Source organism: Nocardiopsis coralliicola (assembly GCF_054779695.1).
The window spans coordinates 1-26,660 of sequence record NZ_BAAGXT010000034.1 but is presented as its reverse complement, the minus strand read 5'-3'; the positions used below and the strand labels follow the sequence as shown (position 1 = coordinate 26,660).

The window sequence follows — 26,660 nt, the reverse complement described above, 5'->3', positions numbered from 1 at the left end:
CTGCCGCAGGCAGCGCGGCGGCCGGGGGACGGATCCGCCCGCCGGATCCGGTGCCCTGGCGCGCGCGGGTCACAGCGGGCCCGCACCGCGGGGCGCCCCGAGCACGGAGCGCCGCACGAGCTACCTAGTCATGGAATTGACTAGGTCAGTGTCGACTCTACGCCCCGCCCCGGCGCCCGCCTCCACCGCCGCGGCCGCGCCCGCCGCCACCGCCGGCACCGCCTCCCGCCCCGCGCCCTCCGCCGCGCCGGTGCGGCGGACCGTCCTCCGGCCCGCCGCCCTGCGCCGCGGCGACTTCGCGGTCATAGGCGTCGAGCGCCTCCACTAGGAGGCTGCGCTGCTCGGGGGTGAGCGGCTCGATGACCGTCCGCCACGCGTCCGCTGCGGGGGCCAGCCACTCCTGCACCGCGGGGCGATGCCCGTCGGCGATGTCCACGATGGTGCGGCGGCGGTCCTGCTCGTCGCGGTGCCGCTGGAGGACGCCCTTCCTGGCGAGGTCGCCCACCACGAGGCTGACCGTGGTGGTGGCGACCTCCAGGCGCTCAGCCAGCGAGGTGACGGTGTCGGGCCCGTCGGAGAGCAGCAGGGCGAGCAGCGAAAGATGGCGCGGCGTCAGGTCGAGCGCCTGCAGCGCGGCGGGCGGCGCAAGCCGCTTCGCCCGCCCGACCAGCCGCGGCATCAGCAGCAGGAGCGCGCGCACCCCGTCGTCGACTCCGAGGCCGCCACCGGCCGGCCCGGCTGCGCTTGACACGCCCCACCCCTCTTTCTACTTTTGTTTTGAAAACAAAAGTTCTTTGCGCGGTGCTGTCCCTTAGCCGCCGCATCCAGCGAACCACGCGGGCCGCGCGTCTGCAGCCCCGCCCCTCAGCGAGGAGCCATCATCGTATGCCGCTCACCAATGACGACGTGATCACCGAGTTCCGCACCTCCGGCGGAAAGGTCGGCGGTCCCTTCACCGGCGCGCCCCTCCTGCTGCTGACCACCACCGGAGCGCGGTCCGGCGCGGCCCGCACCACCCCGCTCGCCTACGCCTCCCCCGACCGGCCCGGCGAGGATCCGGCAGGCGCCGCCGAGCCGCCGGCTCTGGTGCGGGTCTTCGGCACCGCCGCCGGGGCGCCCCGGGACCCGCAGTGGTACCGCAACCTGCGCGCCGCGCCCCAGGCGGGCGTCGAGATCGGCTACACCGGCGGCGTGTTCTCCGCGCCCGCCGAAGCGCGGTTCCTCGCCGGAGCCGAGCGGGACCGCGCCTGGGAGGCGCAGACCGCGCACGTCCCCGCCTTCGCCGGGTACGCGGAGCAGGCCGCGCCGCGGACGATCCCGGTCGTCGACCTGACCCTGCGCACCCCCAGCCGGGCCAGCGCTCTGGGCGACAACCTCCTCGCGGTCCACACGCAGCTCCGCCGCGGCCTCGCGGACCTGCTGGACGGGGTCCGCGACTACGCCGCCGGCGGAGCCGCGCCCGGTGTCGGAGCCCGCAGCACAGCGGAGCAGCTGCGCGCAGCCTGCGCCGAGTTCTGCGGGTTCCTGGAAGGGCACCACGACGCGGAGGAGCAGCGGGGCTTTCCCGCACTGGAGCAGGCGGACCCCCGGCTGGCGCCGGTGGTGGACACCCTGCGCCGCGAGCACGTCCGCGTCACCGCACTCAAGCGCGAGGTACTGGCGCACGCGGAACGGCTCACCGCCCGCGGCCCGGACGCGCGCCGCGGGGCCGACGCGGTCCGCGCCGACCTGGAGCGCCTCGTCGCAGAACTCGAGCAGCACTTCGCCCGGGAGGAGCGCCACCTCCTCGCGGCCCTCGACCGGCTCTGAGGAGGACTCCCGCCGGCTCTGCCCGGACCGGCTGCCGCGGCGCCCGGCCGCCGCTCTCGGCGGAGCGGGACCGGGAGGGCCGGCAGCCCCCGCACCCCGCCGGCTCCGCGCTCCAGTCCTGGGGGGGGTCAGCTGCGCGCTGCGCGGCAGCGCCTCTCCCGCGCAGGATGCCCCTGCCGGCGTGCCTCACCCGGGCGGAGCGAGGTCTGCCACCACCGCGAAGTGGTCGGACGGCCAGATGCCGCCGTGCGGGGTGTCGCCGGCGCGGCGGACGCGGATGACGTCGCCCGCGCCGGACCGTCCGGGCGGCCCGACGTGGATATAGTCGATCCGGAAGTCCGGGCCGAACGGCACGTTCGGGTTGGACCGGTCCCAGGTGACCGCCGGAGCGCCGGGCTCGGCGAACTCCCAGGCGTCGATCAGCAGGTGGCCCGGGCGCGGCGGCGCGGTACGGTAGCCGCCCAGCAGCCGGACCTCGTCGGAGTCGGCGGGCGCGTTCAGGTCGCCGACGACCACCGGCGGGAACCCGCCGTCCGCTCCGCCTCCGGGCACCTCCTCCGCGAGGAGGCCGGCCACCGCGGCGACCTGGCGGCAGCGCAGGGCCGAGCCGCCCGGGTCGGACGACAGGTGCACGGTGCAGAACGGGATCCGGGCACCCGGCGCGTCGATGCTGGCGAGCAGCGCGGTGCGGCCGTCGTCGCGGTCGGGGTCTGCGGGCAGCACGGCGGTGGCGGTCGCGGAGATCGGCCACCGGCTCAGCACGGCGGTGCCGACGTCGACCGGCGCGCTCCCGATCCGCGCACGCCAGGAGTCCGTTCGGGACCAGGGCGCGAACACGCGGTGCATGCCGAGGCCGTCGGCGAGGCGGTCGGCGAGGCTCGTCCCGCCGGCGCCCCACACCTCCTGGAGCCCGACGATGTCGGGTTCCCGGGCGCGCAGCTCGGTGAGGACGGCATCGGCGCGCCGCTCCCAGTCGCCGAACCTCCACCAGACGTTCCAGGTCATCACGCGCACCGCCCGCTCCTCTCGCCCGCGGCCCTGCCCCGGACCGTCGGGCAGCGGCGGGCAGGCTACCCGGCCCCGCCGGTTCGGGCACGGGCCCCCGGGGCCCGGCAGGCCGCCGGGCTGGCGGACCCCGAGAGGGAGCAGCAAGCGCCGCCGGTGCCGGCCGGCACCGGCACCGGGCCGCCTCCGCAGCTGCGGGTCAGACGTCGGTGATCCGGAGCCCGGCGTGGGCCTTGTAGCGGCGGTTCACCGCGATGATGTTGGCGGTCAGCGCTTCGACCTGGTGGGCGTTGCGCAGGCGGCCGCCGTAGATGCCGCGCACCCCGGAGATGCTCCCCGCCAGGGCCCGCACGGTGTCGGTGGCCTCCCGGTCGTCGCCGAGCACGAGCACGTCGAGGTCGACCTCGTCCACTTCGGGGTCGAGAAGCACGGCGGCGGAGACGTGGTGGAAGGCCGCTGTCACCCGGCTGCGCGGCAGCACGGCCTCGGCCTGCTGGGCAGCGCTGCCCTCCTCGACCGGCAGCGCGTAGGGGCCCTTGGCGTCGAACCCGAGCGGGTTGACGCAGTCCACGACGATCTTTCCGGCCAGGTCGTCGGCGAGCGCGGCGAGCAGTTCGCGGTGGCCGTCCCAGGGCACGGCGACGATGACGATGTCGGCGGCACGGGCGGCGGCGGAGTTGTCGGCGCCGCGCACGCCCAGGCCGGCGCCGAGGCCGTCGGCGGCGGACTGGGCGCGATCGGCGCTGCGCGAGCCGATGACGACGCCCAAGCCGGCCAGGGCGAACCTGCGGGCGAGGCCGCGGCCCTGGTCTCCGGTGCCGCCGAGCACGGCGACGGTGAGCCCGGAGACGTCGGGGACGTCGTGCGCGGCGGAAGCGGGGCGGGGCTGCGGGGTCTGCTGATCGCTCATGGAGTCGATCATCGCAAACCCCCGCGGCCCCGCCGGGGATCTGATCCCGTTCTGCGGCCGCGAGGGGCGCGGGCCGGCCGGTCAGGCCAGCGCCGGGGCGTCCAGCCGGAGGGTGGGGGTGCCCGCGGTGTCGAGCTCGGCTTCCGCACCGAGGGGGACGGTGATCTGGGCGGGGATGTGGCCGAAGCCGAAGCCGTCGACCACGGGGACGCCGAGTGGCGCGAGGCGTTCGGCGAGCATGGCGCGGATGGTGGCGTCGTCGGGCGTGCAGCCGCCCCACGAGCCGCCGATCACCCCCCGCGCCCCCTCCAGCCAGCCGCTGCGCAGCAGCTGGGTGACGTAGCGGTCGAGCGTCGACACGTCCTCGTTGATGTCCTCCAGCAGTAGCAGCGTCCCCGCCGCGCTCGGCCGGGAGTGCGGCGTGCCGACCCCGCCGGCCAGCAGGCTCAGGTTGCCGCCGGCCAGTACTCCGCGGGCGCGCCCGCCGATCAGGGTGACCGCGCCCGGCGGGGCCAGCTCGGTCCGCGTCTCCGGTGCGAACAGCACCGCCTTCAGGTCCTCCTGGGCGGCAGTGTCGTGGGCGAAGTAGTGCGATCCGATCACCGGGCCGTGCAGGGTGGGCGCGCCCAGGTCCACGGCGAGCGCCTCGTGCAGCGCGGTGATGTCGCTGAAGCCGACGAAGGCCTTGGCGGGCGCATCGCGGAGCAGCCCGGGGTCGAGCCGGTCCAAGGTGCGGTGGGCGCCGTCGCCGCCGCGGGCGCACAGCACCGCCGCGCTGTCCGGCGCGGTGATCGCGTCGGCCAGGTCGCGGGCGCGGTCGGCGTCCTCGCCGGCGAGGTAGCCGAACCGGGGGTGCCGGCTGCGGGTGTGCGGCCGCTCCCGGACCCGCAGGCCCCAGCTGCGCACCGCGTCCAGGGCCGCGTCGAGCAGCTCGGCTTCGGGCGGGCTGCACGGTGAGCAGACCTCCACGGTGTCGCCCGGCACGAGCCGCGGCGGGACCGCGCCGATGCGCGGCCGCTCGCTGCCGGCCGGCGCCGCCTGCCCGGCCGCGCCGGTCACCGGGACAGCTCCGGCCCGGACGCCTCGGCGCCGCCGTCGAACCCGAACACCTGGGCGTACAGGGACAGCTCGGCCCGGAGCGCGGCGGTGATCGTCTCCGCCTTGCGGAAGCCGTGCTGCTCGCCCTGGAAGAGCAGGTAGGCGTGCGGCACGCCGCGGCCGCGCACCCGCTCGACGAACCGCTCCGCCTGTACCGGCGGGCAGATCGCGTCCTCGTCGCCCTGCAGCAGAACGAACGGCGCGGACACCCGGTCGGCGCGGTTCACCGGCGACCGCAGCTCGTAGCGGGCGCGGGTCTGCGGCCAGGGACCGACGAGGCTCTCCAGGTACTGCGATTCGAAGTCGTGCGTCTCGCCGGTCCGCCAGCCGACCAGGTCGACGATGGGGTAGGAGATCGCGGCGCAGGCGAACGGCGTGTCCTTCTCGGTGATCGCGGCCGCCGATGTCCAGCCGCCGGCGCTGCCGCCGCGCACCGCGATCCGCGCCGGGTCGGCCAGTCCTTCGGCGGCCAGCGCGTCGGCGACGGCGGCGCAGTCCTCGACGTCGACGACGCCCCAGTTCTCCCGAAGCCGCTCCCGGTAGGCGCGGCCGTAGCCGGTCGAGCCGCCGTAGTTCACCTCGGCGACGCCGATCCCCCGGCTGGTGAAGTAGGCGACCTCGGGGTCGAGCACCGTTGCGGCGCGGCCGGTGGGGCCGCCGTGCACCCACACCGCGTACGGCGGCAGCTCGCCTTCGGGCGCCTGGGCGGCGGGGTTGCGCGGCGGGTACACGGTGGCGTGCACCTCGCGCCCGCCAGGGCCGGTGAAGACCCGCGGCTCGGGCCGCGGCACCAGGTCGGGCGGAACCTCGGGCCCGCCGCCGGACCGGCTGAGCGACCGCCAGGAGCCGTCGGCCACCGACACCGCCACCACCTCGGAGGGCAGGTCGGGCGAGGCGGCGACGGTGACCAGGGTGTCGCCGGCCGCACCCGCCGCGGTGAGTCTGGGCGAGAACTCGGTGTGCGGGGTGTCGACGGCGGTGAAGCTTCCGGAGTCCGGGCACAGCAGCGACAGGCGTGTGTCGCCGGTGCCGTGCACGGCGGCGATCAGGCCGCACTGGAGCGGCAGGATCCAGGTGGCGCCGAGCTGCCAGAGCGGGCCGCCGAACTCCTGGGGCAGCGGGGCGAGCGCCACCGGGGGGCGCGGAGCGGAATCCTGGTGCGGGACTCCGTCGAGCACGATCTGGTAGGGGTTCCACCAGCCGGACGCGTCGGAGACCGCGAACAGCACCGACTCGGCGCCCCACTCCGCCTGCACCACCGACTCGCCCGGCCCGCCGGCCACGTCGTGGGCCTCGGCCGCGGTGCCGTCCGGGCCGATCGCGGCGACCGAGAGGTAGGTCGAGTCCCACGGCATGTCCGGGTGGTCCCAGCCGATCCAGGACAGCATCCGGCCGTCGGGCGAGCGGCGCGGGCAGGTGAGGAAGCGGCGCCCTGCGGCCACCGTGCGGACGGCGCCCGGGTCGCCGGCGGCCGAACCGTCCAGCGGGACCGCCACGATAGCGCGCTCCAGGTCGGTCGGGGCCGGACCGGTGAGCCGCTCGCGGATGCACCAGATCTCCCCGGCCGGGCCGGCGACGGGCTCGGCGTAGCGCAGCCCGGACGGGCGGTCCGGCGCCGGGGTGAGCGGCTGCGGCTGGGCACCGGTGTCCGGCCGGTACAGGTAGAGCCGCTGGTCGCTGAACTCGGCAAAGACGATCGCGGTACCGCTGCCGCCGCCGGGGTCGGGTACCGGCAGGTAGGGCGCGCCGCCGTACTCGTGCACGCGGGAGCGGATGTTCCAGGGAGCGGGGAGGACCGCCTCCGGGGCCGCGTCAGGGGTGTCGAGGCGGGCGCGGCAGAGCGTGACCCGGCCGCCCTCGGCGGGGCGCGGCTCGGTCCACCACACCTCCTCGCCCCGTGCCCGGGGCCAGTTGGGTGCGCCGTCGTTGCGGGCGACCTCCGCCGCGTCCAGCGGCGAGGGCCACGCCCCGTACGGGAGGGTCTGCATCGTGCCTGGAGTCCCTTCTGTTGCGGGTCCGGTGCTGGTGGCGCAGTGGCGGGGCGGCGGATGGCCCGGACCGTGCGCACGCGCGGGCCGGGCGGAGGCTCAGGCCGCCCGGAGGAAGCGGTCCAGCACATGGACGCCGAAGCGGAGTGCTTCGACGGGGACCCGCTCGTCGGTGCCGTGGAAGAGCGCGTCGTAGTCGAGGCCGGCCGGCCACAGCAGCGGAGTGAAGCCGTATCCGGCGATGCCGAGCGGGGCGAAGTGCTTGGCGTCGGTACCGCCGGCCATGCAGACCGGCACCACCTGTGCCGGCGGCAGGCCGCGCTCGGCCGCCCAGGCGGGGTCCTCGGCGAGCAGTGCGTCCGCCATCGCGGTGAACAGTCCGGAGTCGAGCGGCGCCTCCACCGGGATGGAGGAGTGCTCGTACTCCCAGGTGACGCGCTGCCCGGTGAGCCGGTCGAGCTCCGCCTCGAACAGCTCCCGCCCGCCGGGCAGCACGCGGCCGTCCACGCCGGCGGTAGCGGTGCCGGGGATGACGTTGACCTTGCCGCCGGCCCGGAGCACCGTCGGGTTGGCGCTCTCCCGCAGCGTGGCGCGGACCAGGTCGGCGGCGGGCCCGAGCCGGTCCAGAAGCGCCGGCACGTCGCGCTGCGCGTCGAAGCCGGGCTCGTCCAGTCCGTGCGGCACCCCGACCGCGTCGGCGACGGCGGCGAGCGCAGCGCGGGTGACCGGGGTGAGGCGGTACGGCCACGCGTGTCCGTCGATGCGGGCGACGGCGGCGGCGATGGCGCCGACGGCGTTGTCGTCGTTGACCCGGGACCCGTGTCCGGCGCGGCCGTGCGCGGTGAGGCGCAGCCACGCGGTCCCGCGCTCGGCGGCGGCCACCGGGTACAGCCGCAGCGGCGTGCCGTCGGCGGCCGGGACGTGCACCGTGCGCCCCCCGGACTCGCTGACCCCTTCGGTGCAGTCCGCGAACAGCTCGGCGTGCTCGGCGGCGAGCCAGGCCGCGCCGTCGGCGGCGCTGGCCTCCTCGTCTGCGGTGAACGCCAGCACGATGTCGCGGCGCGGGCGGACGCCGGCCCGGGCCCATCGGCGCACGGCGGCGAGCACCATGGCGTCGGCGTTCTTCATGTCGATGGCGCCGCGCCCCCAGACTGCGCCGTCGCGCACCTCGCCGGAGAAGGGGTGCACGGTCCACTCGCCGGGCTCGGCGGGGACCACGTCGAGGTGGCCGTGGACGAGCAGGCCGGGCGCCGCCGGGTCGGTGCCGGGGATGCGGGCGACGACGTTGGAGCGGCGCGGCGACCGCTCCAGGATCTTCGGCGCGGCGCCGATCTCCTCCAGCAGCGCCGCGGTGTACTCGGCGGCGGCGCGCTCGTCGCCGTCGCCCCCGCCGCGGTTGGTGGTGTCGATGCGGATCAGGTCGGAGGTGAAGCGGACCGCTTCCTCCTCAGCGGCCGCCCAGCCGCCATCCGCCTCCGGTTCTGCTGCGCGCATGCGCGGCTCCCCCCTGTCGGTGTGCTGTCGATGCGGCCGCGGGCGCCGAACGGTCCGCACTGGCGCCGCAGCGGCTCCCGCTCAGCCGTAGTTCTTCTCCACCGCGTTGGAGACCAGCGTGACGACCGCCTTGAAGCCTCGGATCATCGCGTAGCCGGATGCGCCGCTGAACCGGACCCGGCACGGCGCGACCTGCTCGACACCGGGCACGATGGCGGCCGCGCCGGCCAGGTGCGCGGCGTCGACCTCGACCTCGACGGTGTGCGCGCGGGCAGGGACCGGATCGGCGGCGCCGGCCAGCGCAGCCGCGGCTTCGGCGGCCTCGGCGATCGCGGCGTGGGTGCGGCCGGGCGGGCGGCACTGCGCGGCGTAGCGGGAGACGTACTCCTTGACCGCCACGGTCTGCGCGTGCGGCGCGTAGCCGGCGGCGTCGGCGCAGGCGCGGTCGTCGCCGGTGACCAGCACGACGGGGACGCCGTACTCGGCGGCGACGCAGGCGTTGAGCCGGCCTTCGCTGGCGGGCTCGCCGTCCAGCCATACCCCGGTGATGGAGTTGGGCAGGTAGGTGTGGGCGAGCACGCCCTCGGTGCCGGCGCCGGCGTGGTAGCCGACGAAGGCGACCGCGTCGACACCGCCGTACTGGATGCCCTCGATCATCGAGAGGTCCTTGTGCCGGCCGGTGATCATCTCGGCGCGCTCGTCGAGCTGCTCCAGCAGCAGGTTGCGCATCGTCGCGTGCGCTTCGTTGACCACGACCCGGTCAGCACCGCCCGCGTGGAAGCCGGCGATGGCGGCGTTCACGTCGGAGGTGAACATCGACCGGCAGCGCTGCCACTGCTCGGTACCGGGTTCGACGTCGGCGGGCCAGGTGACGCCGGTGGCGCCTTCCATGTCTGCGGAGATCAGCACCTTCACGGGGGCGACCATATCCCGCCCGCACCGGGCGCCGCCAGGGCTTGGCGGCGGCCGGTGGGCGGGCGCCGCGAGCGGCGGACCGCGGTGGCGCGGAGGCTCCCCGGGGCGCTTCGGACGCCGTTCCCGGCCGCCTCAGGGCAGGGTGAGGATCTCGTGGCCGTCGTCGGTGATGACGAGGGTGTGCTCGAACTGCGCCGTCCAGGAGCGGTCGGAGGTGACCGCGGTCCACCCGTCGTCCCACACGTCGTACCCGATGCCGCCGAGGGTGATCATCGGCTCGATCGTGAACGTCATGCCGGGCACCATCACGGTGTCGGCGCGCGGGTCGTCGTAGTGCGGCACGACCAGTCCGGAGTGGAACTCCGGGCCGACACCGTGGCCGGTGAAGTCGCGGACCACGCCGTAGCCGAAGCGCTTGGCGTAGGACTCGATGACCCGGCCGACCACGTTGATCTCACGGCCGGGGCGGCACGCCTTGATGGCGCGCATGGTGGCCTCGCGGGTCCGCTCGACGAGCAGCCGCGCCTCCTGGGAGACGTCGCCGGCCAGGAAGGTGGCGTTGGTGTCGCCGTGTACGCCCTTGTAGTAGGCGGTGATGTCGATGTTGACGATGTCGCCGTCGGAGACCGCCGTGTCGTCCGGGATTCCGTGGCAGATGACCTCGTTCAGCGACGAGCAGAGCGACTTCGGGTAGCCCTTGTAGCCGAGCGTGCTCGGGTAGGCGCCGTGGTCGAGGAGGAACTCGTGGCCGATCCGGTCGAGCTCGTCGGTGGTGACGCCGGGCCGGATGTTGCGGCCGACCTCTTCCAGCGCCTGCGCGGCGATCCGGCCCGCCTCGCGCATCGCGGCGATCGTCTCCGGCGTCTGCACATCGCCGAGGAGTCCTTCGGCGGCCCGCTTGCGGCCGACGTACTCCGGCCGTTCGATGTGGGCGGGGACGGAGCGCTGGGGCGAGATGCGCCCCGGGGCGAGCGGAGTGGTCATGGCCTGAGTCTATGGCCTCGCCAAGAGGGTAGGAGCCGGGCGAGAATGCCGTCCGACCACGTGTCCGAGCACCTTTGGGAGAGCAGCGATGACGGTGAACCCCATGGACCTCCCCGACGACCAGCGCTGGTGGTACTGCCTCAAGCACGACGCGGTCGAGCGCGGCGCGGGGTGCCCGAACAAGTACCGGCTGGGCCCCTATGCCGACGAGCAGTCGGCCGCCCAGGCGCTGCAGACGGTGGCCGAGCGGAACGAGGCCTGGGACGACGGCGGGGACGACAGCGCCGAACGCTGAAACGGGGTGGACCGCCCCGGCCCGCAGCCGCCGCTACTCGGCGATGCGGGGCCCGCTGACCAGGTCGAGGAAGCGGGAGAGGCGGTACTTCAGGCCGGCCCGGCCGCGTTCCTCGGCGCGGCCGGCGGCGGTGCTGACCAGGTGCTGGAACCCGTCGAATCCGACCGGGGCCCGGTCCGGGTCCAGCTCGACGGCCTCGTGTGCGAGCGCGGTGAGCTCGTCGTCGCCCTGGTCGAGGGAGAGGACGGTGGCGCCGGAGCGGCGCGCGTCGTCGACCCGCTCCAGCAGCGGGACGGGCGCCGCCGGCGCGTCGTTGACGACGAAGAGCGTGTGGCCGCGGGACGCCTCGGTGATCCGGTCGAGTCCGATGGACAGGTGCGGCGGCGCGCCGGGCGGCGGCGACCAGCGCACCAGGCTCGGCGCGAGCTGCGGCAGGTTGGCGTAGCGCGCCTCGTCGTCGAGGTGCGCGGCGAGGTGCCACGGCTCCTCGGACGGGGTGCCGAGCAGCATCAGGCCCCCGCTGCGGGTCGTGCGCAGCGCGCGGGCGAGGTCGTCGGCGCGCTCAAGCCACGGTGTCGTGGCGAGCACGTCGCGCAGGAGTTCGACGTCGCGGGCTTCCACACGGACATGGTGCCCTACCGCGGCGGTGCTGCGCAGCCCCTCCGCAGATCCCGCCGCTGCTGCCCGCTCCCGGCTGCCTGGGGCTGCCCCGGTACCGCACCGCCCGGCTGCGCAGCGGAGGGGTGCGGCGGGAGCTGCCGCGGGGCCGGTCCGTGCGCGGCCCGGTGGTACGGCCGAAGCGCAGGCGGCTGTCCGGTGCGGGTGTCCGGGCCGAGGCGACTCTGCGCAGACCCGGTCCGCTGCCGGCTGAGCTCCCCGTAGCGGCGCTGCCCGTGCGGCCGGCCCGGTGCACGGCCGGGGTGCGAGCCGCACCCTCCGGTCGGCGGGACAGCTCCGGCGGAGCCGGCGGCAGCCGGGGAGCCCGGCCGGCGTCTCCGTCGGACCGGCAGCGCGGTCGTCCGGTGGCTCGCGGGCCGCGGCCGGCGCGGCGCAGCGGCGCGTTCGATCCGGGTCTACCGCGCGGTAACGCGGCTGGGGCATGATCGGGCGGCACGGTCCGGGTCCGGTCCGCGCGGGCCTTTCGCGCGGGGCGTTCCGGACGGAGCCGACCCCCTGGAGAAAGGCCGCCGCGTGTCCCGCTCGCACCGCCCCCTCCGCCCCTTGCGGGCGCTACTCCCCCTCCGCCCGCTCAATCCCCTTCTCCCGCACAGCCTGCAGGGCCTGCACCGCCGGCTGCCGCCGCCGGCCACCGCGGGCCTGGTCCGCCGCTGCGCCGGGCGGCCCGTGCTGCGGGCCGGCGCCGTTGCCGCGGCACTGGCCGCGGCTGCCGCCGGCGCGGCGGTCCCGGCCGCCGCGGACGGCCTGCGCATCCACGACGTGCAGGGCACGACCCGGGTCTCGCCGTATGCGGGGCACGAGGTCGAGGCGCTGCCCGGAGTGGTGACGGCGGTCCAGGCGTTCGGTTCGGCCCGCGGGTTCTGGTTCGCCGACACCGAGGGCGACGGCGATCCGCGCACCAGCGAGGCGCTCTTCGTCTTCACCGGCGGGGAGACGCCGGACGTCGCGCCCGGCGACACCGTGGATGTGTCGGGCACCGTCGAGGAGTACCGGCCGGCCGAGGGCGCGCAGACAGTGACCCAGCTGTCGTCGGCGACCTGGGAGGCGACCGGCTCGGGCGCGGAGCTCCCCGACCCGGTGCTGCTGGAGCAGGGCACGGTCCCGGAGGAGTACGCGCCGCAGGGGGACGACATCAGCGGCCGGGAACTGGAGCCGGACCGCTATGCGCTTGACTTCTACGCGGCGCACGAGCACATGGACGTCCGGATCGACGACGCTCCCGTCGTCGGCCCGACTGACGCCTACGGCGCGCTGTGGGTGACCACCGAGCCGGAGCAGAACCGCACACCCAGCGGCGGCACGGCCTACAACTCCTACGACGAGCCCAACCAGGGCCGGGTGAAGGTGGAGTCGCTGATCCCGTACGAGGAGCAGCCGTTCCCGGAGGCCGATGTCGGCGACACCCTCGCGGGCACCACCCGGGGGCCGCTCTCCTACAGCGGCTTCGGCGGCTACACGGTGCAGGCCACCGAGCTGGGCGCACACACCGGGGGCGGGCTGGAGCCGGGCCGCGCCGAACCCGCGGGGGCGGGCGAAACGGCGGTGGCCAGCTACAACGTGGAGAATCTGTCCGACGCCGAGACGCCGCAGGAGGACTTCGACCGGCTCGGCGCGGGCATCGCCGACGCCCTCGGCGCACCGGCGATCGTCGGACTGGAGGAGGTGCAGGACGACAGCGGCCCGGCCGACGACGGGACGGTCTCGCCGGAGCGCACGCTGGAGCGGCTGACGGCGGCGATCGAGGCGGCGGGCGGCCCCCGCTACGAGTGGCGCCAGATCGACCCCGAGGACGGCGCCGACGGCGGGCAGCCCGGCGGCAACATCCGCAACGCCTTCCTGTTCGACCCGGAGCGCGCGGAGTTCGTCGACCGGGCCGGCGGCGACGCCACGACGCCGGTGGAGGTCGTGGACGGCGCGGACGGCCCGCAGCTGAGCGCCTCGCCGGCCCGGATCGCTCCGGGCGACCCCGCGTGGGAGGAGACCCGCAAGCCGCTCGCCGCCGAGTTCCGGGTGGGTGGCGAGACGGTCTTCGCGGTGACCAACCACTTCAGTTCCAAGGGCGGCGACGAGCCGCTGCACGGCGTGCGGCAGCCGCCGGAGCGCACCACCGAGCCGCAGCGCCTCGAGCAGGCCGCTGCGGTGCGCACCTTCGCCGACGACCTGCTCTCCGCCGACCCCGAAGCGCGCCTCCTCGTGCTGGGCGACCTGAACGACTTCTGGTTCTCCCCCACCCTCGACACGCTGACCGCCGACGGCGCCCTGCACAACCCGATGGAGGACCTCCCCGCCGAAGAGCGGTACAACTACGTCTTCGACGGCAACTCCCAGTCCCTCGACGCCATCCTGGCCTCCTCGTCGCTGACCGCCGGCTCCAGCTACGAGGTCGTGCGCATCAACGCCGAATTCCACGACCAGGTCAGCGACCACGACCCCCAGGTCTTCCGCTTCCCCACCGGCTCCTGACCCGGCGCCGGCCCCGCACCCCGGGGGGGCCGTCCTCCCCGCCGGAAAGGACGGCTTCGCCGACGGGTTCTCCCCCTGCCCCACCGCCCGGGGCTGCTGCGCGGCCGGAGTTTCCGCCGGCGGCGGGGCGGGGGCGGGAGGCGGGTACGACCTCAGGCTCCCGCCCCGCTGCGGCCGACCGACCGGTGTTCAGTGCGCCGGGCGAGCGCAAGGGGCAGCGGCGGCGAGGCCGGGAGGGAGCCTCGGGTTGGTCGGCCGGGAGTCGGATGGCCGCAGGCGGGGCTCACGGCAACGCAGTCAAGGAGGGCTTCGCCGACAGCCTTTTCCGCTCTGGCCGCACACCGCTTCGGAGCCGGTGTGCGGCCAGAGTTACTGCTGTTCGCGGCGCGGGCGCGGACGAGACCGAAGGCTCCCGCATCCCTTCAGCCGACTCACTGGTGTTCAGTGCGTCGGACAAGCGCAATGCGGCAGCGGCGGCGAGGCCGCGAGGGGCGCCGGCGGGTGGCCAGGTGGCGGGCTGATCACATAACAAGGCGCAGTGCTTCAAGACAAGGACGGCTTCGCTGACAGCCCTCCCGCCCTGTCCCGCAGCTTCGAGACTCGTGTGCGACCAGAGTTTCTGCTCTTCGCGGGCGGGGGCGGGGGCGGGGAGACCCTAGGCTCCCGCTTCCCTGCGGCCGGCTTTCCGGTGTTCAGTGCGTCGGACAAGCGCAGTGCGGCAGCGGCGGCGAGGCCGCGAGGGGCGCCGAGTTACCGGCCGGGTGGCGGGCCGGTCGCGGGGCGAGGACTGGGGACAAATGGCAGGAGAACGGACACTGCAGCGGACCCCCTGCAACTCCGCCCAATCAGAAGGGGCCCTCCCCCTACGGTCCCTGCACGCAGAGCCCGATTCCACGCCCCACCGACCTGCACAAACACGAGGTCACGCAGCGTTGCGGTGTCCGATTCCCGCACATCCGCCTTTTCCGCGGCCCGATCGGCGAAAAGGCGGCAACCGCGGCGGAAAGATGCCCCACTTTGGGTGATTTGATGCAGGAGTGATCTCGCCGCCCCCCGAAAAGGAACACGGCGTGCTCCCACGCATGGGCCCCCAAACCGGACACCCGCTCCCTGACGGCGACTGACGCCCGGTTTCGCCCCCTATGTCGCCACGCAGAGTGAAAGTAGCCCCGGAAACGGGCCCCGGAAGAACCGCACCTCTCGATTCTGCGCGGATTTGCCGCTGAAAAGGCGCGAGTCGTGGCGCCCATGGGGTGTTACCAAGGGTTCGCGAACCACCCGCGCTTGCCCGGCCCGCCAGTCGTCGACCCCGCAACCCCACTATTCACACCAGTCACACCCGCCCCTCGCGCCCCGCGGCCCCGCCCTGTGGCCAGCCCGCGCTCTGCCGCCGACCCGCGGCCCCGGCCACCCTCGCCGTCGCTGCCGTCCTTGGTTTGTCCGACGCGCTGACCAGACCGCCACTCGGCTGCCCCCGCGCGGAGCCCGCAACCTCTCCCGCCCCTGCAGCCACACCCGCCCCGCGACGGGCCCGCGCCCGGCCGCCGACCCGAGGGCCAGCCCACCCTCGCCGTCGCCGCCGCTTTTGGCTTTTCCGACGCACTGGACATCCGTCCGACGGCCGCCGAGGCGCGGGAGCCTGCGGTCTCAACCGCCCCCGCCCAGCGATCACCACCGCCCCTGGCCGCACACGGCTCCGCAGTGGCGAGGGCGAGACAGAGCAGGAAGACTGCCGGCGAAGCCGCCCATGCTGTGATGCCTGGAGCCCGGCCCCGCAGCAAACCTGCCGCCCCGCCGCCAATCCGAGGCCCGCCCAGTTGCGCCGTCGCCGCCGCTTTCCGCCTATCCGACGCAGTGAAGGACCGGACAGCCGGCTCCAGAGGCGCGAGAGACTGCGGCCCCGATCCACGCTTGCCCCGCGGCCAGTGCCAACTCTGACCGCACACCCGCTCTGCAGCGGGCGGACAGAGCAGAAACGGCGGCCGGCGAGACCGCCCCTGCTGTGACCCCTGGAGCCCGACCCGCGACCGGCAGGAACTCTGATCGCGCACGGGCCCCTGCAGCAGCGGAACAGCGCAGCACGACCGCTGGCGGTACCTTTTGTCCGCTGCGGGCATAGGCTCGGTCCGCTGAGGGCAGGTCAGGCGGGAAGCAGGGGGACATGCTCGTTATTACCGGCGAGGGCGCCGGCGGGACCGGCGGCGACCGGGTCGACGCGGTCGCGCGGGCGCTGGGGCCCGCGGCGCGGGTGCGGCCGTGCGGCGATGCCGGCGCCCTCGAAGCCGCCTTGGACGAGGTTGCGGACGACGGGACCGTGGTGGTGGCCGGCGGCGACGGGTCGCTGCACGCGGTTGTCGGCGCGCTGCACCGCCGGGGCGAGCTGGCGGGGCGGACCGTCGGCCTGGTGCCGATGGGCACCGGCAACGACTTCGCCCGCAGTCTGGGGCTGCCGGCCGATCCGGTTGCGGCCGCCGAGGCGCTGTCCGGGTATGCTCCCCGGCCGCTGGACCTGATCGAGGACGACACCGGCGCGATCGTCGTCAACGCCGTGCACCTCGGTGCGGGCGCCGACTCCACGCTGGCGGCGGAGAACCTCAAGGCCGCCATCGGAGCGGCGGGGTACCCGGCCGGAAGCCTGCTGGCCGGGCTGCGGTCCCGCGGCCACCGGATGCGCGTCGCCGCTGACGGGCAGACGGTGCTCAAGGACCGGCGGGTGCTGATGGCGGCGGTCGCCAACGGCCGGTTCATCGGCGGCGGTGCCGAAGTGTCGCCGCGCAGCCGGCTCGACGACGGGCGCATCGACCTCGTCGTGTCCCGCGCGCTGAGCTTCCGCAGGCGCGCCCGCTACGCGCTGTCCCTGGCGGTCGGCCGCCACATCGCCCATCCCGACGTCCGGCACATCAGCGCCCGCGTCATCACCATCCGCACCGAGCCGGCCAACGTCAGCGCCGACGGCGAAGTAGACCGGGGCGTCCGGCACCGCACCTGGCGGGTCCTCCCCGGCGCCTGGAGCGTCCTCGCCCCGCCGGCAGGCTGAGCCGCCGGCCAGCCCTCGGCCCGACGGCACGCCGCCGCGGCCAGCCCCCGGCCCGGCGGCACGCCGCCGGGCCGCTCCCGTCAGTCCTGGGCGGCGTTGGCGTAGTGGCAGGCCGCGGCATGCGGGCCCGCTCCCGGCAGCAGGGGGAGGTCGGTGCTGCGGCAGGCGTCGTCGACGCCGGCGCGGGCGGCTTCGCCGGAGGCGAGGACCGGGCAGCGGGCGTGGAAGCGGCAGCCGGACGGGATACGGGTCGGGTCCGGCGGTTCGCCGGTGAGGATCTGCGGCGGACCGCCCGCGGCGGACTCGGGCAGCACCGACAGGAGCGCGCGCGTATAGGGGTGGCGCGGAGCCGACAGCACCTCTTCGACGGTGCCCGACTCCACGATCCGACCGAGGTACATGACCGCGACGCGGTCGGCGATGTTCCAGGCCAGGCCCAGGTCGTGCGTCACCACCAGGGCGGACAGCCCGAGGTCGTCGCGGAGCTGCAGCAGCAGCGCCAGGATCTCGCCGCGCACCGACGCGTCCAGCGAGGCGACCGGCTCGTCGGCCACCAGCACGTCCGGGTCGAGCACCAGCGCACCGGCGATGACGACGCGCTGCCGCTGGCCGCCGGAGAGCTCGTGCGGATAGCGCAGGAAGAACCGCTCCGGCGGGCGCAGCCCCGCGCGGGCCAGCGCATCGGCGACGCGCTGCTCCTCGTCGGCGGTCGTGCCCTCGTGGATGCGCAGCCCTTCGGCGACGGCGTCGTAGACGGTGTGCCGTGGGTTGAGCGACCCGCTGGGGTCCTGCTGGATCAGCTGTACCCGGTGGCGCAGGCGCTTGAGCGCGCGGGTGCTGTAGGCCAGCGGGGCGCCCTCGACGCGCACTTCGCCCCCGCTCGGCCGCACCAGGCCCAGCAGCGCGCGGGCCAGCGTCGACTTGCCGCAGCCCGATTCGCCGACCAGTGCGACGATCTCTCCGGGCGCGACGGCCAGGTCGACGCCGTCGACGGCGCGCGCCGTGCCGCGGCCGCGCCCGGTGAAGGCCACCTCCAGGCCGTGCGCGGCGACCGCCGGTGCGGCCCCTCCCACTGCGGCCTCCGCGCTGTCGGTTCCGGTTGCGGTGCTCACTGTGCCTCCTCGGCGTCGGTGGCGCCCGGGGCGGAGCCCGCTGCTGCGGCGCCGCTCCCGGCACCGGCGTCTGCGCCGGCGCCGTCCCCGCCCGCGGCGTCTCCCGGATCCGGGCCGACCAGGACGCAGGCCGCCGTGCGGTCTCCGTCGCCGCTCCCGGACACGGCGGCCGCCGTGTCGGCGGCCGCGTCGCCGGACACCGGCCCGGCGGGGCGGAGCGCCGGGTCGATCCGGGCGCACCGCTCTTCGGCGAGCGGGCAGCGCGGGCGGAACGAGCAGCCGGACGGCAGTTCCGCCGGGTCGGGCGGGTCGCCCGGCAGGCCGCGCGGCGCGCGCCGCGACGCCGGGTCGCCGATCGTGGGGAAGGCCGCGCTGAGCGCGGCGGTGTAGGGGTGCAGCGCACCGGAGACGACCGCGGCGGCCGGCCCCTCCTCCACGATCCGCCCCGCGTACATGACGGCGAGCCGGTCGCAGGTGTCGGCGAGCACCGACAGGTCATGGCTGATCATCAGCAGCCCGATGCCGCGGTCGGCGACGAGCGCGTCGATGAGCCGCAGGATCTGCGCCTGGATCATCACGTCCAGCGCGGTTGTCGGTTCGTCGGCGATGATGAGCTGCGGTTCGCAGGCGAGCGCCATCGCAATCATCACCCGCTGGCGCTGCCCGCCGGACAGCTCGTGCGGATAGGACCGGGCCCGCCACGCCGGCAGCCCGACCTGCTCCAGCAGTGCGTCCACTCTGCCGGGCACGGCGGATGCCGGCGCGGTGCCGTGCAGCAGCATGGGCTCGGCGATCTGGTCGCCGACCCGGCGCACCGCGTTGAGCGAGTGCATGGCGCCCTGGAAGACGATGGACGCCCCCGCCCAGCGCACCGCCCGCAGGCGGCCCCAGCGCATGGCGGCCACGTCCTCGCCGTCGAGCAGGACGCGCCCGCCGATACGGGCGGTCTTGGGCAGCAGCCGCAGCAGCGCGAGTGCGACGGTCGACTTGCCGCAGCCGGACTCGCCCGCCATACCGAGCTTGCTGCCGGCGTCCAGGGCGAAGGACACGCCGCGCACCGCGGGCACGGTGCCGCCGGCCGTCCGGTAGTCGACGGTGAGGTCCTCGACTTCGAGCAGGGTCATGAGCGCTCCCGGAGCCGCGGGTTGAAGACGCCTTCGAGTGCGCGGCCGCACAGCGTGAAGGAGAGGGCGACCAGCGCGATGGCGATGCCCGGCGGGATCATGTACCACCACATGCCGGAGCTGATCGCGCCGGCGCCGCGCGCCTCCTGCAGGATGCCGCCCCACGAGATCGAGGAGGGCGCGCCCAGACCGAGGAAGGACAGCGTGGCCTCCATCACGATCGCCTCGGCCACCAGCAGCGTGGTCTGGGCGATGACGACCGGCATGACGTTGGGCAGGACGTGGCGGAGCATCACGTGCGCGTGCCCGCCGCCGAGCGCACGCGCCCGCTCGATGTAGGGCCGCGCCTCCACGGACAGGGTCTGGGCGCGCACGATCCGGGCGGTGGAGGGCCACGCGGTCACGCCGATGGCGATGATGATGGTGAGCGTGGAGCGCTCCATCACGGCGGCCAGCGCGATCGCCATGACCAGCGTCGGCAGCACGATGAACCAGTCGGTGACGCGCATCAGCACGTTGGCGCCGAATCCGCCGAAGTGGCCGGCGGTGATGCCGATCAGGGTGCCCAGCGCGACCGAGGTGAACGCGGCGAGGAAGCCGACGGTGAGCGAGATCCGCGCACCCCACAGCACCAGGTCCAGTACCGAGCGGCCGTAGGTGTCGGTGCCCAGCCAGAACTCGGCGCTGGGCGGCTCGAACCGGCTGCCCGCGGCGTCGGTGACGCTGAGCGCCTCGGGCGGGATGAACAGCGGCGCGGAGAGCGCGATGGCCGCCGCCAGGAGGAGTGCGCCCAGTCCGATCAGGCCGGCCTTGTTGGCGGCGTAGGCGCGCGCGAAGGAGGTCAGCGCGGTGGCGCGCCGGGCCCGGACGACGGCGCGGCGGGACGGCGCCTGCCCGGCGCTCACGTGCGCACCCGCGGGTCGAGCAGCGGGTAGACGAGGTCGGCCAGCAGGTTCATGATGATCACCGCGCCCGCGAAGATGACGAACAGGGCCTGGACCAGCGGGAGGTCGGGCACCGTGAGGCCGGAGTAGAACAGCGATCCCAGCCCCGGCCAGGCGAAGACGGTCTCGATGAGGATGACGCCGCCGAACACCCGCCCCAGGTTGAGGAAGATCAGGGTGACGGTGGGCAGCAGCGCGTTGGGGACGGCGTGCCGGCGCAGCACCAGGGATTCGCGCAGCCCCTTGGCGCGCGCCGTGGTCAGGTAGTCCTCGCCCATCTCGTCCAGCACCGAGGAGCGCATGATCATCAGGTACTGGGCGTAGACCACGGCGACCATGGTGACGAGCGGCAGCACCATGTGGTGGGCGACGTCGAGGACCCCGGCGAACCCGCCGGGGCCGTTGGCGGTGCTCATGCCCGAGGTCGGGAAGATGCCGGGGATCCAGCCGGTGCCCGAGGCGAGCAGCACGATGAGCAGCAGGCCGAGCCAGAACGAGGGCACCGACCAGAGCAGCAGCGCCAGGCCGGAGTTCACACGGTCGGCGAGCGAGCCGCGGCGCCAGGCCGCCAGCGTGCCCAGTACCAGGCCGAGCAGGGCGGCGAGCAGCGTCCCGGTGCCGGCGAGCAGCGCCGTGGGGCCGATCCGCTCCAGGACGAGCTCGGCCACCGGTTCCCGGTACTGGTAGGACACGCCCAGGTCGAACCGGAGCATGCCGGCGCAGTAGTCGAGGAACTGCTGCCACAGCGGCTGGTCGAGGCCGAACTCGCGGCGCAGCGCCTCCATCTGCTCGACGCTGACCTCGCGGCCCTCGGTCATCGCGGCGACCGGATCGCCGGGCAGGATGCGGAACAGGAAGAACGAGGTGACCATGACGGCGAACAGCGACACCAGTGCGGTCAGCACGCGGCCGCCGATGTAGCGGAGCACGCGACCGGTCCGCCCCTGCTCGGGCGGCACGGGCTGCTCGGGGCCGGCGGCCGGCGCCGCGCCGGGCCCGGGATCGGGCGGCGCGCCGCGCGGGTCGGCTTCGGTTGCGGAGGCGTCGGTCACCTGCGGCCCTCTCTCCGGGGTGCCTCGGGTCTGCGGGAGCGCGGCCGCCGCGGCGCGGGTGCGCCGCGGCGGCCGCAGTGTGCTGCCGGAGTGCCCTGCGGGCTACTCGCGGTCGTCGGCCGTCGAGGAGCGGCGGCGGAACACCAGGTAGCCGGCGCCGCCGGCGACGACCAGCACGGCCGCCGCGATGCCGGCGATGAGCCCGGCGGAGGGGCCGCCTCCGCCGCCGCCCTCGGCCGGCACGGCCGAGGAGAAGCTCCAGTGGCCGTCCTGGCCCCAGTAGTTGCCGCCCTCCACCGGCTGGGCCTGCATCGACGCGACCTGGTCGGTGCGCAGCCCTTCCAGCACGTCGGCGTAGGTGAGGACGTCGACGACAGCCTCGTCGTAGAGGATCGCCTGCATCTCCTTGACGATCTCGGCGCGCTTGCCGTGGTCGTCGTAGGCGGCGAGCTGCTCGGCGTAGAGCTTGTCGTACTCCTCGTTGCAGAAGTAGGCGTCGCCGCGCATCGTCCCCGGCTCCTCCGGCAGGGCGTCGCAGGTGTGGATGCCCAGCACGTAGTCGGGGTCGGGGTTGACCGACCAGCCGGTCCAGATGAGGTCGTACTCGCCGGAGGCCAGCGCATCGCTGAGCACTCCCGGGTCGACCTCCTCGTTCTCCACCTCGATGCCGATGTCGCCGAGGCGCTCGGCGATGATCGGCGCCATGGCGACGTAGTCCGGCCGGTCGTTGTGGGTGTGCATGCGCAGTTCGAGCGGGTCGCCGTCGGGGGACTCCCGGACGCCGTCGCCGTTGCGCTCGTACCCGGCCTCGTCGAGCATCGCGTTGGCGGCCTCGGGGTCGAAGTCGAGCCGCTCGCCGCCTTCCGGCTCCCAGTAGTAGTCGGTGTAGCGGGCGGGGATGTAGCCCTCGGCCGCCTCGGCGTAGCCGCCGTAGGCCTTCTCGACCAGCTCGTCCTTGTCGATGGCCCTCATGATGGCCTGGCGCAGCGTCTTGTCCTCCAGCGCCGGGTGGCCGTCGCCGAAGTCCTCGCCGTCCTGGGTCGTGGCGCCCGGATTGACGGTGAAGGCCTGGAACCGCTTGCCGGTGGCCTGGTTGACCTCGATGTCGTCGGTGCCCTTGAGCGAGTCCGCCTGGGCGGGGGTGAGGTTGGAGACCAGTGCCACCTCGCCCTTGCGCAGCGCCTCGACCTGGGCGTCCTGGTCGGCGAAGTAGCGGAAGACGACCTCGTCGAACTCCGGGGCGCCGCCGTAGTACTCGGGGTTGGCCTCGATGGTGATCGACTGGTTGGCCTCGTGGCCGCTGATGGTGAACGGCCCGCTGGAGACCAGCGGGAAGTCCTCGTCGTTGTTGAAGGACCCGTAGTCGTCCACCTCGGACCAGACGTGCTCGGGGAGGATCGGCACGTCCATGGAGAGCATGGTGGCCTGCGGCTCGTCGAGCGTGATCTCCAGGGTGCGGTCGTCGACCGCCTCGGCCTTCTCGAAGTTCTCGACGTAGTTGCCGTTGGCGGTGGCGGCGCCCTCGTCCTCCATCATGGTGGTGAAGGTCCAGGCGGCGTCCTCGGCGGTGATGTCCTCGCCGTCGCTCCACTTCATCCCGTCGCGGAGCGTGTAGGTCCAGGTGAGGCCGTCGTCGGAGGGCTCCCAGGACTCCGCGAGCATCGGGTGGGGCTCGTTGGTCTCGGCGTCGTAGCCGATCAGGCCCTCATACGTCATCTTGAAAATCGACGTGGAGATGAGGTTCTGCGCGAGGAACGGGCTGAGCGAGTCGACCGGCTGGGAGATGGCGACCGTCATGGAGTCGCGCGCCTCGTCGGCGGCAGCGGCGCCGGCGGGCAGCAGCGCACCGGCCAGGGCGAGGGCGGCGGCGGACGCTGCGGTGCGCACCGCCGGGCCCCGTCTGGCCGGGGAGGTCGGGGGGATCAGAGTGGACATCAGCGGCCCCTCACAGCGCCGGAAAGGCGGCACGGAATCGAAGTGTGCGCACGTGGGACGCCGGTTGAGCGCGGAATTGACGACGCCGGGCGCACAGGTCGGTCAGTTGTCTACCAGCGTGCACAGAAAAGCGTCAACGACCTACACCCGCGTCGTCACAGGATGTTCACGATCACGGGGTGGACAGGCAGGGCGGCCCCGCCTGGACCCGCCCCATTGCGGAACGCGAATTCCGCGAAACATAAACGCCATAATCGGCCACGATTCGCCGGAAAGCGCAGCACCCGCTACGGTGCCGCTCATGATGGGGCACTCTCACGCTCTCAGCGGCGTGGTCGGATGGATGGCAATCACTCCGTTCCTGGACGGGGCGGAGGTGCTCGGCATCACCTTCGACATGGGCCCGGGCGAGATCATCGCGGGCGCGCTGGTGTGCGCCGGCGCCGCGCTCATCCCCGACCTGGACCACAAGAGCGCCACCATCACCCAGACCTACGGGCCGGTCACCAAGGTGCTCGGCTCATTCATGAACTGGGTCTTCGGCGGCCACCGCAACGGTACGCACTCGCTGCTGTTCATGCTGATCATGGGCGCCATCACGCAGGGGCTCGCGCTCTGGTCCGAACTTGCCGTGCAGATCTTCGTGTTCCTGCTGATCGGCATCGCGTTCAACGGGCTCGGCCTCGGGCTGGACAAGAACCGCACCGCCGCGGAGATCATCAACGCGCTCGCCACGGCCGGCGTCACGCTGGCGCTGTTCAGCGCGGGCACCGACTACACGTGGATGGGCGCGGCGGTGATGTTCGGCTGCCTGCTGCACTTCGTCGGCGACATGATCACCCACATGGGGGTGCCGCTGTTCTGGCCGTTCTGGTCGTACCGGATCGGCGGCGGCTACGGGTTCAAGGCCGACGGCAAGGTCGAGCGCAACATCGTCACGCCAGCGCTGACCATCGCGATCGTCATCTACAGCTTCTACCTGTTCGACTGGCCCGCGCTGCTGCCCGAGGCGTAGCCTCCCCGACCTGCGGTCCGCCCGTGGCTACGCTGCCGGTATGACGCGTACCTCAGAGAACGTCCCGCCGCAGATCCAGGACTACCTCACCGCCCACAGCACGCCAGCCGACCAGATCCTCACCGACCTGGCCGAGGAGACGGCGCACGCCTACCCGGAGAGCGCGGGCATGCAGATCGGCCCCGAGCAGGGCCGGTTCATGCACCTGCTGGCGGCGGCGCTGGGCGCGCAGCGGGCCGTGGAGGTCGGCACGTTCACCGGGTACTCGGCGCTGTGCACCGCCCGGGCGCTGCCGGACGCGCCGGGCGCCCTGCTGGCCTGCGATGTGAGCACCGAGTGGACCGGCATCGCGCAGCGCTACTGGGCGCGGGCCGGCGTGGCGGACCGCATCGACCTGCGCATCGGTCCGGCTCTGGAGACCCTCCGCGCGCTGCCCGCGGACCGGGTGTTCGACCTGGCGTTCATCGACGCCGACAAGGAGGGCTACATCGGCTACTGGGACGAGGTGGTGCCGCGGATGCGCACCGGCGGCGTGCTGCTGGTCGACAACACGCTCTCGCACGGCCGCGTCGTGGACCCCGCCGAGACGTCCGGCCGGGTCCAGGCCATCCGCGACTTCAACGACCACGCGCTGGCCGACCCGCGCACCGAGGTCGTACTGCTGCCCGTCGGCGACGGCCTCACCATGGCGCGGGTGGTCGGGCACGCCGGGCTCTGAACCCGGCAGGCGCCGCCCCGCTTCGGCAGCCGTCCACAACCGCTTCGGACGTGCTCCGCACCGGCCCGCACTGGAGTAACCTCCCGGACCATGCGGATCCTGCACACCTCTGACTGGCACCTGGGCCGGTCGTTCCACCGGGAGGGCCTGCTCGGTGCGCAGGCGGCGTTCGTCGACCACCTCGTGGCGACGGTGGCCACCGAGCGCGTCGACGTGGTCGCCGTCGCCGGCGACCTCTACGACCGCGCCCTGCCCCCGGTGGACGCCGTCCGACTGCTCGACGAGGCGCTGCGCCGCATCGCCGCCACCGGTGCGCGCGCCGTGCTGATCAGCGGCAACCACGACTCGATGGCCCGGCTCGACTACGGCTCCGGCCTGATCGATGCGGCAGGCATCCACCTGCGCAGTGCGCTGGCCGGGGTCGGCACGCCCGTCATCGCCGAGGACGCGCACGGCCCGGTCGCCTTCTACGGCATCCCCTACCTGGAGCCCGATCTCGCCCGCCCCTACTGGGGGCTGGACGGCCGCGGCCACCCCGCGGTCCTCGGCCACGCGATGGACCTCGTCCGCGCCGACCTCGCCGCGCGCCCGGCGGGCACCCGCTCGGTGGTGCTCGCGCACGCCTTCGTCACCGGCGGCGCCCCGTCCGACAGCGAGCGCGACATCTCCGTCGGCGGCGCGGCGCACGTGCCCGCCGCCCTCTTCGAGGGTGTCGACTACGCGGCACTCGGGCACCTGCACGGCCGGCAGCGGATGAGCGGCCGGGTGCGGTACTCGGGCTCGCCGATCGCCTACTCCTTCTCCGAGGAGCACCACGTCAAGGGCTCCTGGCTGGTCGACCTGGACGGGTCCGGCGCGGTGCACGCCGAGTTCGTCGAAGCGCCGGTCGAGCGCCCGGTGGCGCGCATCGCCGGCCGGCTGGACGCGCTGCTCACCGGGGACGCCTGGGAGCCCTACACCGGCCACTGGCTGCAGGTCACCCTGACCGACCCGGTGCGCCCCGCGTTCCCGATGGACCGGCTGCGCGAGCGCTTCCCGCACGCGCTCAACCTGGAGTTCGCGCCCGAGGGCGGCCCGCCGGCCGCCGACGCGTCCTGGACCCGGCGCACCGCAGACCGGTCCGAGACCGACCGGGTGCTGGACTTCGTCGACTGGGCGCGCGGCGCACCCGCGGCCGGCGCGGAGCGCGCCCTGGTGCGCGCCGCCTTCGAGGACCTGCGGATCGGGGAGGCGTCGGCCTGATGCGGCTGCACCACCTCACCGTCCAGGCGTTCGGCCCCTTCGCCGGCCGCGAGTCGGTCGACTTCGACCAGCTCGGCGCGGCCGGCTTGTTCCTGGTGCACGGTCCCACCGGCGCCGGCAAGACCTCGGTGCTGGACGCGGTCTGCTTTGCGCTGTACGGCCAGGTGCCGGGCGTGCGGGAGGCGGCGAAATCGCCGCGCAGCACGCACGCGGGGCCCGGCGTGCGCACGGAGGTGGAGCTGGAGCTGACGGTGCGCGGCCGCCGGCTGCGGTTCACCCGGTCGCCGTCCTGGCGGCGGCCGAAGAAGCGCGGCAGCGGCACCACCGAGGAGAAGGCGAAGGTCGCCGTCTCGGAGTACCGGAACGCTGCCTGGGAGCCGGTGACCAGCCGGCTGGATGAGGCGGGCCTGTTCGCCGCCGACACCGTCGGGCTGACCCGCGACCAGTTCTGCCAGGTGGTGCTGCTGCCGCAGGGCGAATTCGCGCGGTTCCTGCGGGCCGGCGCCCAGGAGCGGGCCCAGGCGCTGCAGCGGATCTTCAATGCCGAGGTGTTCGCGCAGGTCGAGAAGTGGCTGGCGGAGCACTCCAAGGCGCTCGGGCGGGAGGCCGCCGCGGCAGAGGAAGGGGTGCTGCGCCAGGCGCAGGCGCTCGCCGAGGCGGGCCGCTCCGCGGTGCCCGCCGAGGCCGCCGAGTCGGCTGAAGGGCTCGATGCCCTGCTGCCCTGGGCCGCCGAACTGGCCGCCGTGACGGCGGCCGATGCGGCGGATGCCGCGCCGGCGGCGGCCCCCGCCGCCGCCGACCGGCTGGCCGTGCGCACCGCCGAGGAGCGGGCGCGCTCCGTC

At 74.5% G+C, this 26,660-nt stretch carries 22 protein-coding genes; 8 read left to right on the top strand and 14 right to left on the bottom strand.

What is annotated here, in order from left to right:
* Positions 1-157: 157 nt before the first annotated feature.
* Positions 158-751 (bottom strand): MarR family winged helix-turn-helix transcriptional regulator, encoded by a 594-nt coding sequence (locus ACYVGT_RS20440; RefSeq protein ID WP_460860887.1) that lies wholly within the window; start codon positions 749-751, stop codon positions 158-160.
* A gap of 134 nt (positions 752-885) precedes the next feature.
* Between ACYVGT_RS20440 and ACYVGT_RS20435 the strand changes: the two genes are divergently transcribed.
* Positions 886-1,809: a nitroreductase/quinone reductase family protein gene (locus tag ACYVGT_RS20435; protein ID WP_460860886.1), complete on the top strand. Its 924-nt coding sequence runs from the start codon at positions 886-888 to the stop codon at positions 1,807-1,809.
* Positions 1,810-1,995: 186 nt separating this feature from the next.
* Here ACYVGT_RS20435 and ACYVGT_RS20430 read toward each other — a convergent pair whose 3' ends face one another.
* The 7 genes from ACYVGT_RS20430 to map form a co-directional block, all read right to left on the bottom strand.
* Complete coding sequence (locus tag ACYVGT_RS20430; protein ID WP_460860949.1) at positions 1,996-2,814, bottom strand: endonuclease/exonuclease/phosphatase family protein; 819 nt, start codon at positions 2,812-2,814, stop codon at positions 1,996-1,998.
* Positions 2,815-3,013: 199 nt separating this feature from the next.
* The gene (npdG, locus tag ACYVGT_RS20425) at positions 3,014-3,724 is read right to left on the bottom strand and encodes an NADPH-dependent F420 reductase (RefSeq protein ID WP_460860884.1); all 711 of its coding nucleotides are present in this window, start codon (positions 3,722-3,724) and stop codon (positions 3,014-3,016) included.
* Between the two features lie 81 nt (positions 3,725-3,805).
* The gene (locus ACYVGT_RS20420) at positions 3,806-4,783 is read right to left on the bottom strand and encodes a S66 peptidase family protein (RefSeq protein WP_460860881.1); all 978 of its coding nucleotides are present in this window, start codon (positions 4,781-4,783) and stop codon (positions 3,806-3,808) included.
* A complete protein-coding gene (locus ACYVGT_RS20415) occupies positions 4,780-6,810 on the bottom strand; it encodes a S9 family peptidase (RefSeq protein WP_460860879.1) in 2,031 nt (676 codons plus the stop codon). The genes ACYVGT_RS20420 and ACYVGT_RS20415 overlap by 4 nt, the downstream gene beginning before the upstream one ends.
* Before the next feature lie 99 nt (positions 6,811-6,909).
* Positions 6,910-8,304 carry a M20/M25/M40 family metallo-hydrolase gene (locus ACYVGT_RS20410; protein ID WP_460860877.1) on the bottom strand — a complete coding sequence of 465 codons (1,395 nt, stop codon included), beginning with the start codon at positions 8,302-8,304 and terminating at the stop codon, positions 6,910-6,912.
* Between the two features lie 81 nt (positions 8,305-8,385).
* Positions 8,386-9,219, bottom strand: coding sequence for a M55 family metallopeptidase (locus tag ACYVGT_RS20405; protein ID WP_460860875.1), 834 nt, complete (start codon positions 9,217-9,219; stop codon positions 8,386-8,388).
* A gap of 132 nt (positions 9,220-9,351) precedes the next feature.
* A complete protein-coding gene (gene map, locus ACYVGT_RS20400) occupies positions 9,352-10,203 on the bottom strand; it encodes a type I methionyl aminopeptidase (protein WP_460860873.1) in 852 nt (283 codons plus the stop codon).
* Positions 10,204-10,291: 88 nt separating this feature from the next.
* Between map and ACYVGT_RS20395 the strand changes: the two genes are divergently transcribed.
* Positions 10,292-10,498 carry a hypothetical protein gene (locus tag ACYVGT_RS20395; RefSeq protein ID WP_460860871.1) on the top strand — a complete coding sequence of 69 codons (207 nt, stop codon included), beginning with the start codon at positions 10,292-10,294 and terminating at the stop codon, positions 10,496-10,498.
* 33 nt (positions 10,499-10,531) lie between these two features.
* Here ACYVGT_RS20395 and ACYVGT_RS20390 read toward each other — a convergent pair whose 3' ends face one another.
* On the bottom strand, positions 10,532-11,119 hold the full coding sequence (locus tag ACYVGT_RS20390; protein ID WP_460860868.1) for a hypothetical protein: 588 nt from the start codon (positions 11,117-11,119) through the stop codon (positions 10,532-10,534).
* Positions 11,120-11,719: 600 nt separating this feature from the next.
* Between ACYVGT_RS20390 and ACYVGT_RS20385 the strand changes: the two genes are divergently transcribed.
* Positions 11,720-13,639 carry an endonuclease/exonuclease/phosphatase family protein gene (locus tag ACYVGT_RS20385; RefSeq protein ID WP_460860866.1) on the top strand — a complete coding sequence of 640 codons (1,920 nt, stop codon included), beginning with the start codon at positions 11,720-11,722 and terminating at the stop codon, positions 13,637-13,639.
* A gap of 2,161 nt (positions 13,640-15,800) precedes the next feature.
* On the top strand, positions 15,801-16,676 hold the full coding sequence (locus ACYVGT_RS20380) for a diacylglycerol/lipid kinase family protein (RefSeq protein ID WP_460860863.1): 876 nt from the start codon (positions 15,801-15,803) through the stop codon (positions 16,674-16,676).
* Between the two features lie 80 nt (positions 16,677-16,756).
* On the opposite strand, the gene ACYVGT_RS20375 is transcribed toward ACYVGT_RS20380, so the two are convergent.
* From ACYVGT_RS20375 to ACYVGT_RS20355, 5 genes are all read right to left on the bottom strand, one after another.
* On the bottom strand, positions 16,757-17,749 hold the full coding sequence (locus ACYVGT_RS20375; protein WP_460860947.1) for an ABC transporter ATP-binding protein: 993 nt from the start codon (positions 17,747-17,749) through the stop codon (positions 16,757-16,759).
* A gap of 35 nt (positions 17,750-17,784) precedes the next feature.
* Positions 17,785-18,912, bottom strand: a complete 1,128-nt coding sequence (locus tag ACYVGT_RS20370) for an ABC transporter ATP-binding protein (RefSeq protein WP_460860861.1) — start codon at positions 18,910-18,912, stop codon at positions 17,785-17,787.
* Positions 18,909-19,817, bottom strand: a complete 909-nt coding sequence (locus tag ACYVGT_RS20365) for an ABC transporter permease (RefSeq protein WP_460860859.1) — start codon at positions 19,815-19,817, stop codon at positions 18,909-18,911. The genes ACYVGT_RS20370 and ACYVGT_RS20365 overlap by 4 nt, the downstream gene beginning before the upstream one ends.
* Positions 19,814-20,908, bottom strand: coding sequence for an ABC transporter permease (locus ACYVGT_RS20360; protein WP_460860857.1), 1,095 nt, complete (start codon positions 20,906-20,908; stop codon positions 19,814-19,816). Before ACYVGT_RS20360 ends, ACYVGT_RS20365 begins: the two co-directional genes overlap by 4 nt.
* 102 nt (positions 20,909-21,010) lie before the next feature.
* Entirely contained in the window at positions 21,011-22,843 is a 1,833-nt protein-coding gene (locus ACYVGT_RS20355) for an ABC transporter substrate-binding protein (RefSeq protein ID WP_460860855.1), read from the bottom strand.
* A gap of 301 nt (positions 22,844-23,144) precedes the next feature.
* Between ACYVGT_RS20355 and ACYVGT_RS20350 the strand changes: the two genes are divergently transcribed.
* The 4 genes from ACYVGT_RS20350 to ACYVGT_RS20335 form a co-directional block, all read left to right on the top strand.
* Positions 23,145-23,858 (top strand): metal-dependent hydrolase, encoded by a 714-nt coding sequence (locus ACYVGT_RS20350; RefSeq protein ID WP_460860853.1) that lies wholly within the window; start codon positions 23,145-23,147, stop codon positions 23,856-23,858.
* Positions 23,859-23,898: 40 nt separating this feature from the next.
* On the top strand, positions 23,899-24,576 hold the full coding sequence (locus tag ACYVGT_RS20345; RefSeq protein ID WP_460860851.1) for an O-methyltransferase: 678 nt from the start codon (positions 23,899-23,901) through the stop codon (positions 24,574-24,576).
* Between the two features lie 90 nt (positions 24,577-24,666).
* Entirely contained in the window at positions 24,667-25,818 is a 1,152-nt protein-coding gene (locus tag ACYVGT_RS20340; protein ID WP_460860848.1) for an exonuclease SbcCD subunit D, read from the top strand.
* On the top strand, positions 25,818-26,660 hold an 843-nt coding region (locus ACYVGT_RS20335; RefSeq protein WP_460860847.1), incomplete at its 3' end, for an AAA family ATPase. The genes ACYVGT_RS20340 and ACYVGT_RS20335, both read left to right, overlap by 1 nt.

Bases quoted from the DNA above. Each gene is read 5' to 3' on its own strand.
- ACYVGT_RS20435 (WP_460860886.1), top strand. From the start codon at position 886: ATGCCGCTCACCAATGACGACGTGATCACCGAGTTCCGCACCTCCGGC.
- ACYVGT_RS20430 (WP_460860949.1), bottom strand. From the start codon at position 2,814: ATGACCTGGAACGTCTGGTGGAGGTTCGGCGACTGGGAGCGGCGCGCC.
- npdG (WP_460860884.1), bottom strand. From the start codon at position 3,724: ATGAGCGATCAGCAGACCCCGCAGCCCCGCCCCGCTTCCGCCGCGCAC.
- ACYVGT_RS20415 (WP_460860879.1), bottom strand. From the start codon at position 6,810: ATGCAGACCCTCCCGTACGGGGCGTGGCCCTCGCCGCTGGACGCGGCG.
- ACYVGT_RS20410 (WP_460860877.1), bottom strand. From the start codon at position 8,304: ATGCGCGCAGCAGAACCGGAGGCGGATGGCGGCTGGGCGGCCGCTGAG.
- map (WP_460860873.1), bottom strand. From the start codon at position 10,203: ATGACCACTCCGCTCGCCCCGGGGCGCATCTCGCCCCAGCGCTCCGTC.
- ACYVGT_RS20395 (WP_460860871.1), top strand. From the start codon at position 10,292: ATGACGGTGAACCCCATGGACCTCCCCGACGACCAGCGCTGGTGGTAC.
- ACYVGT_RS20380 (WP_460860863.1), top strand. From the start codon at position 15,801: ATGCTCGTTATTACCGGCGAGGGCGCCGGCGGGACCGGCGGCGACCGG.
- ACYVGT_RS20370 (WP_460860861.1), bottom strand. From the start codon at position 18,912: ATGACCCTGCTCGAAGTCGAGGACCTCACCGTCGACTACCGGACGGCC.
- ACYVGT_RS20355 (WP_460860855.1), bottom strand. From the start codon at position 22,843: ATGTCCACTCTGATCCCCCCGACCTCCCCGGCCAGACGGGGCCCGGCG.
- ACYVGT_RS20350 (WP_460860853.1), top strand. From the start codon at position 23,145: ATGATGGGGCACTCTCACGCTCTCAGCGGCGTGGTCGGATGGATGGCA.
- ACYVGT_RS20345 (WP_460860851.1), top strand. From the start codon at position 23,899: ATGACGCGTACCTCAGAGAACGTCCCGCCGCAGATCCAGGACTACCTC.
- ACYVGT_RS20340 (WP_460860848.1), top strand. From the start codon at position 24,667: ATGCGGATCCTGCACACCTCTGACTGGCACCTGGGCCGGTCGTTCCAC.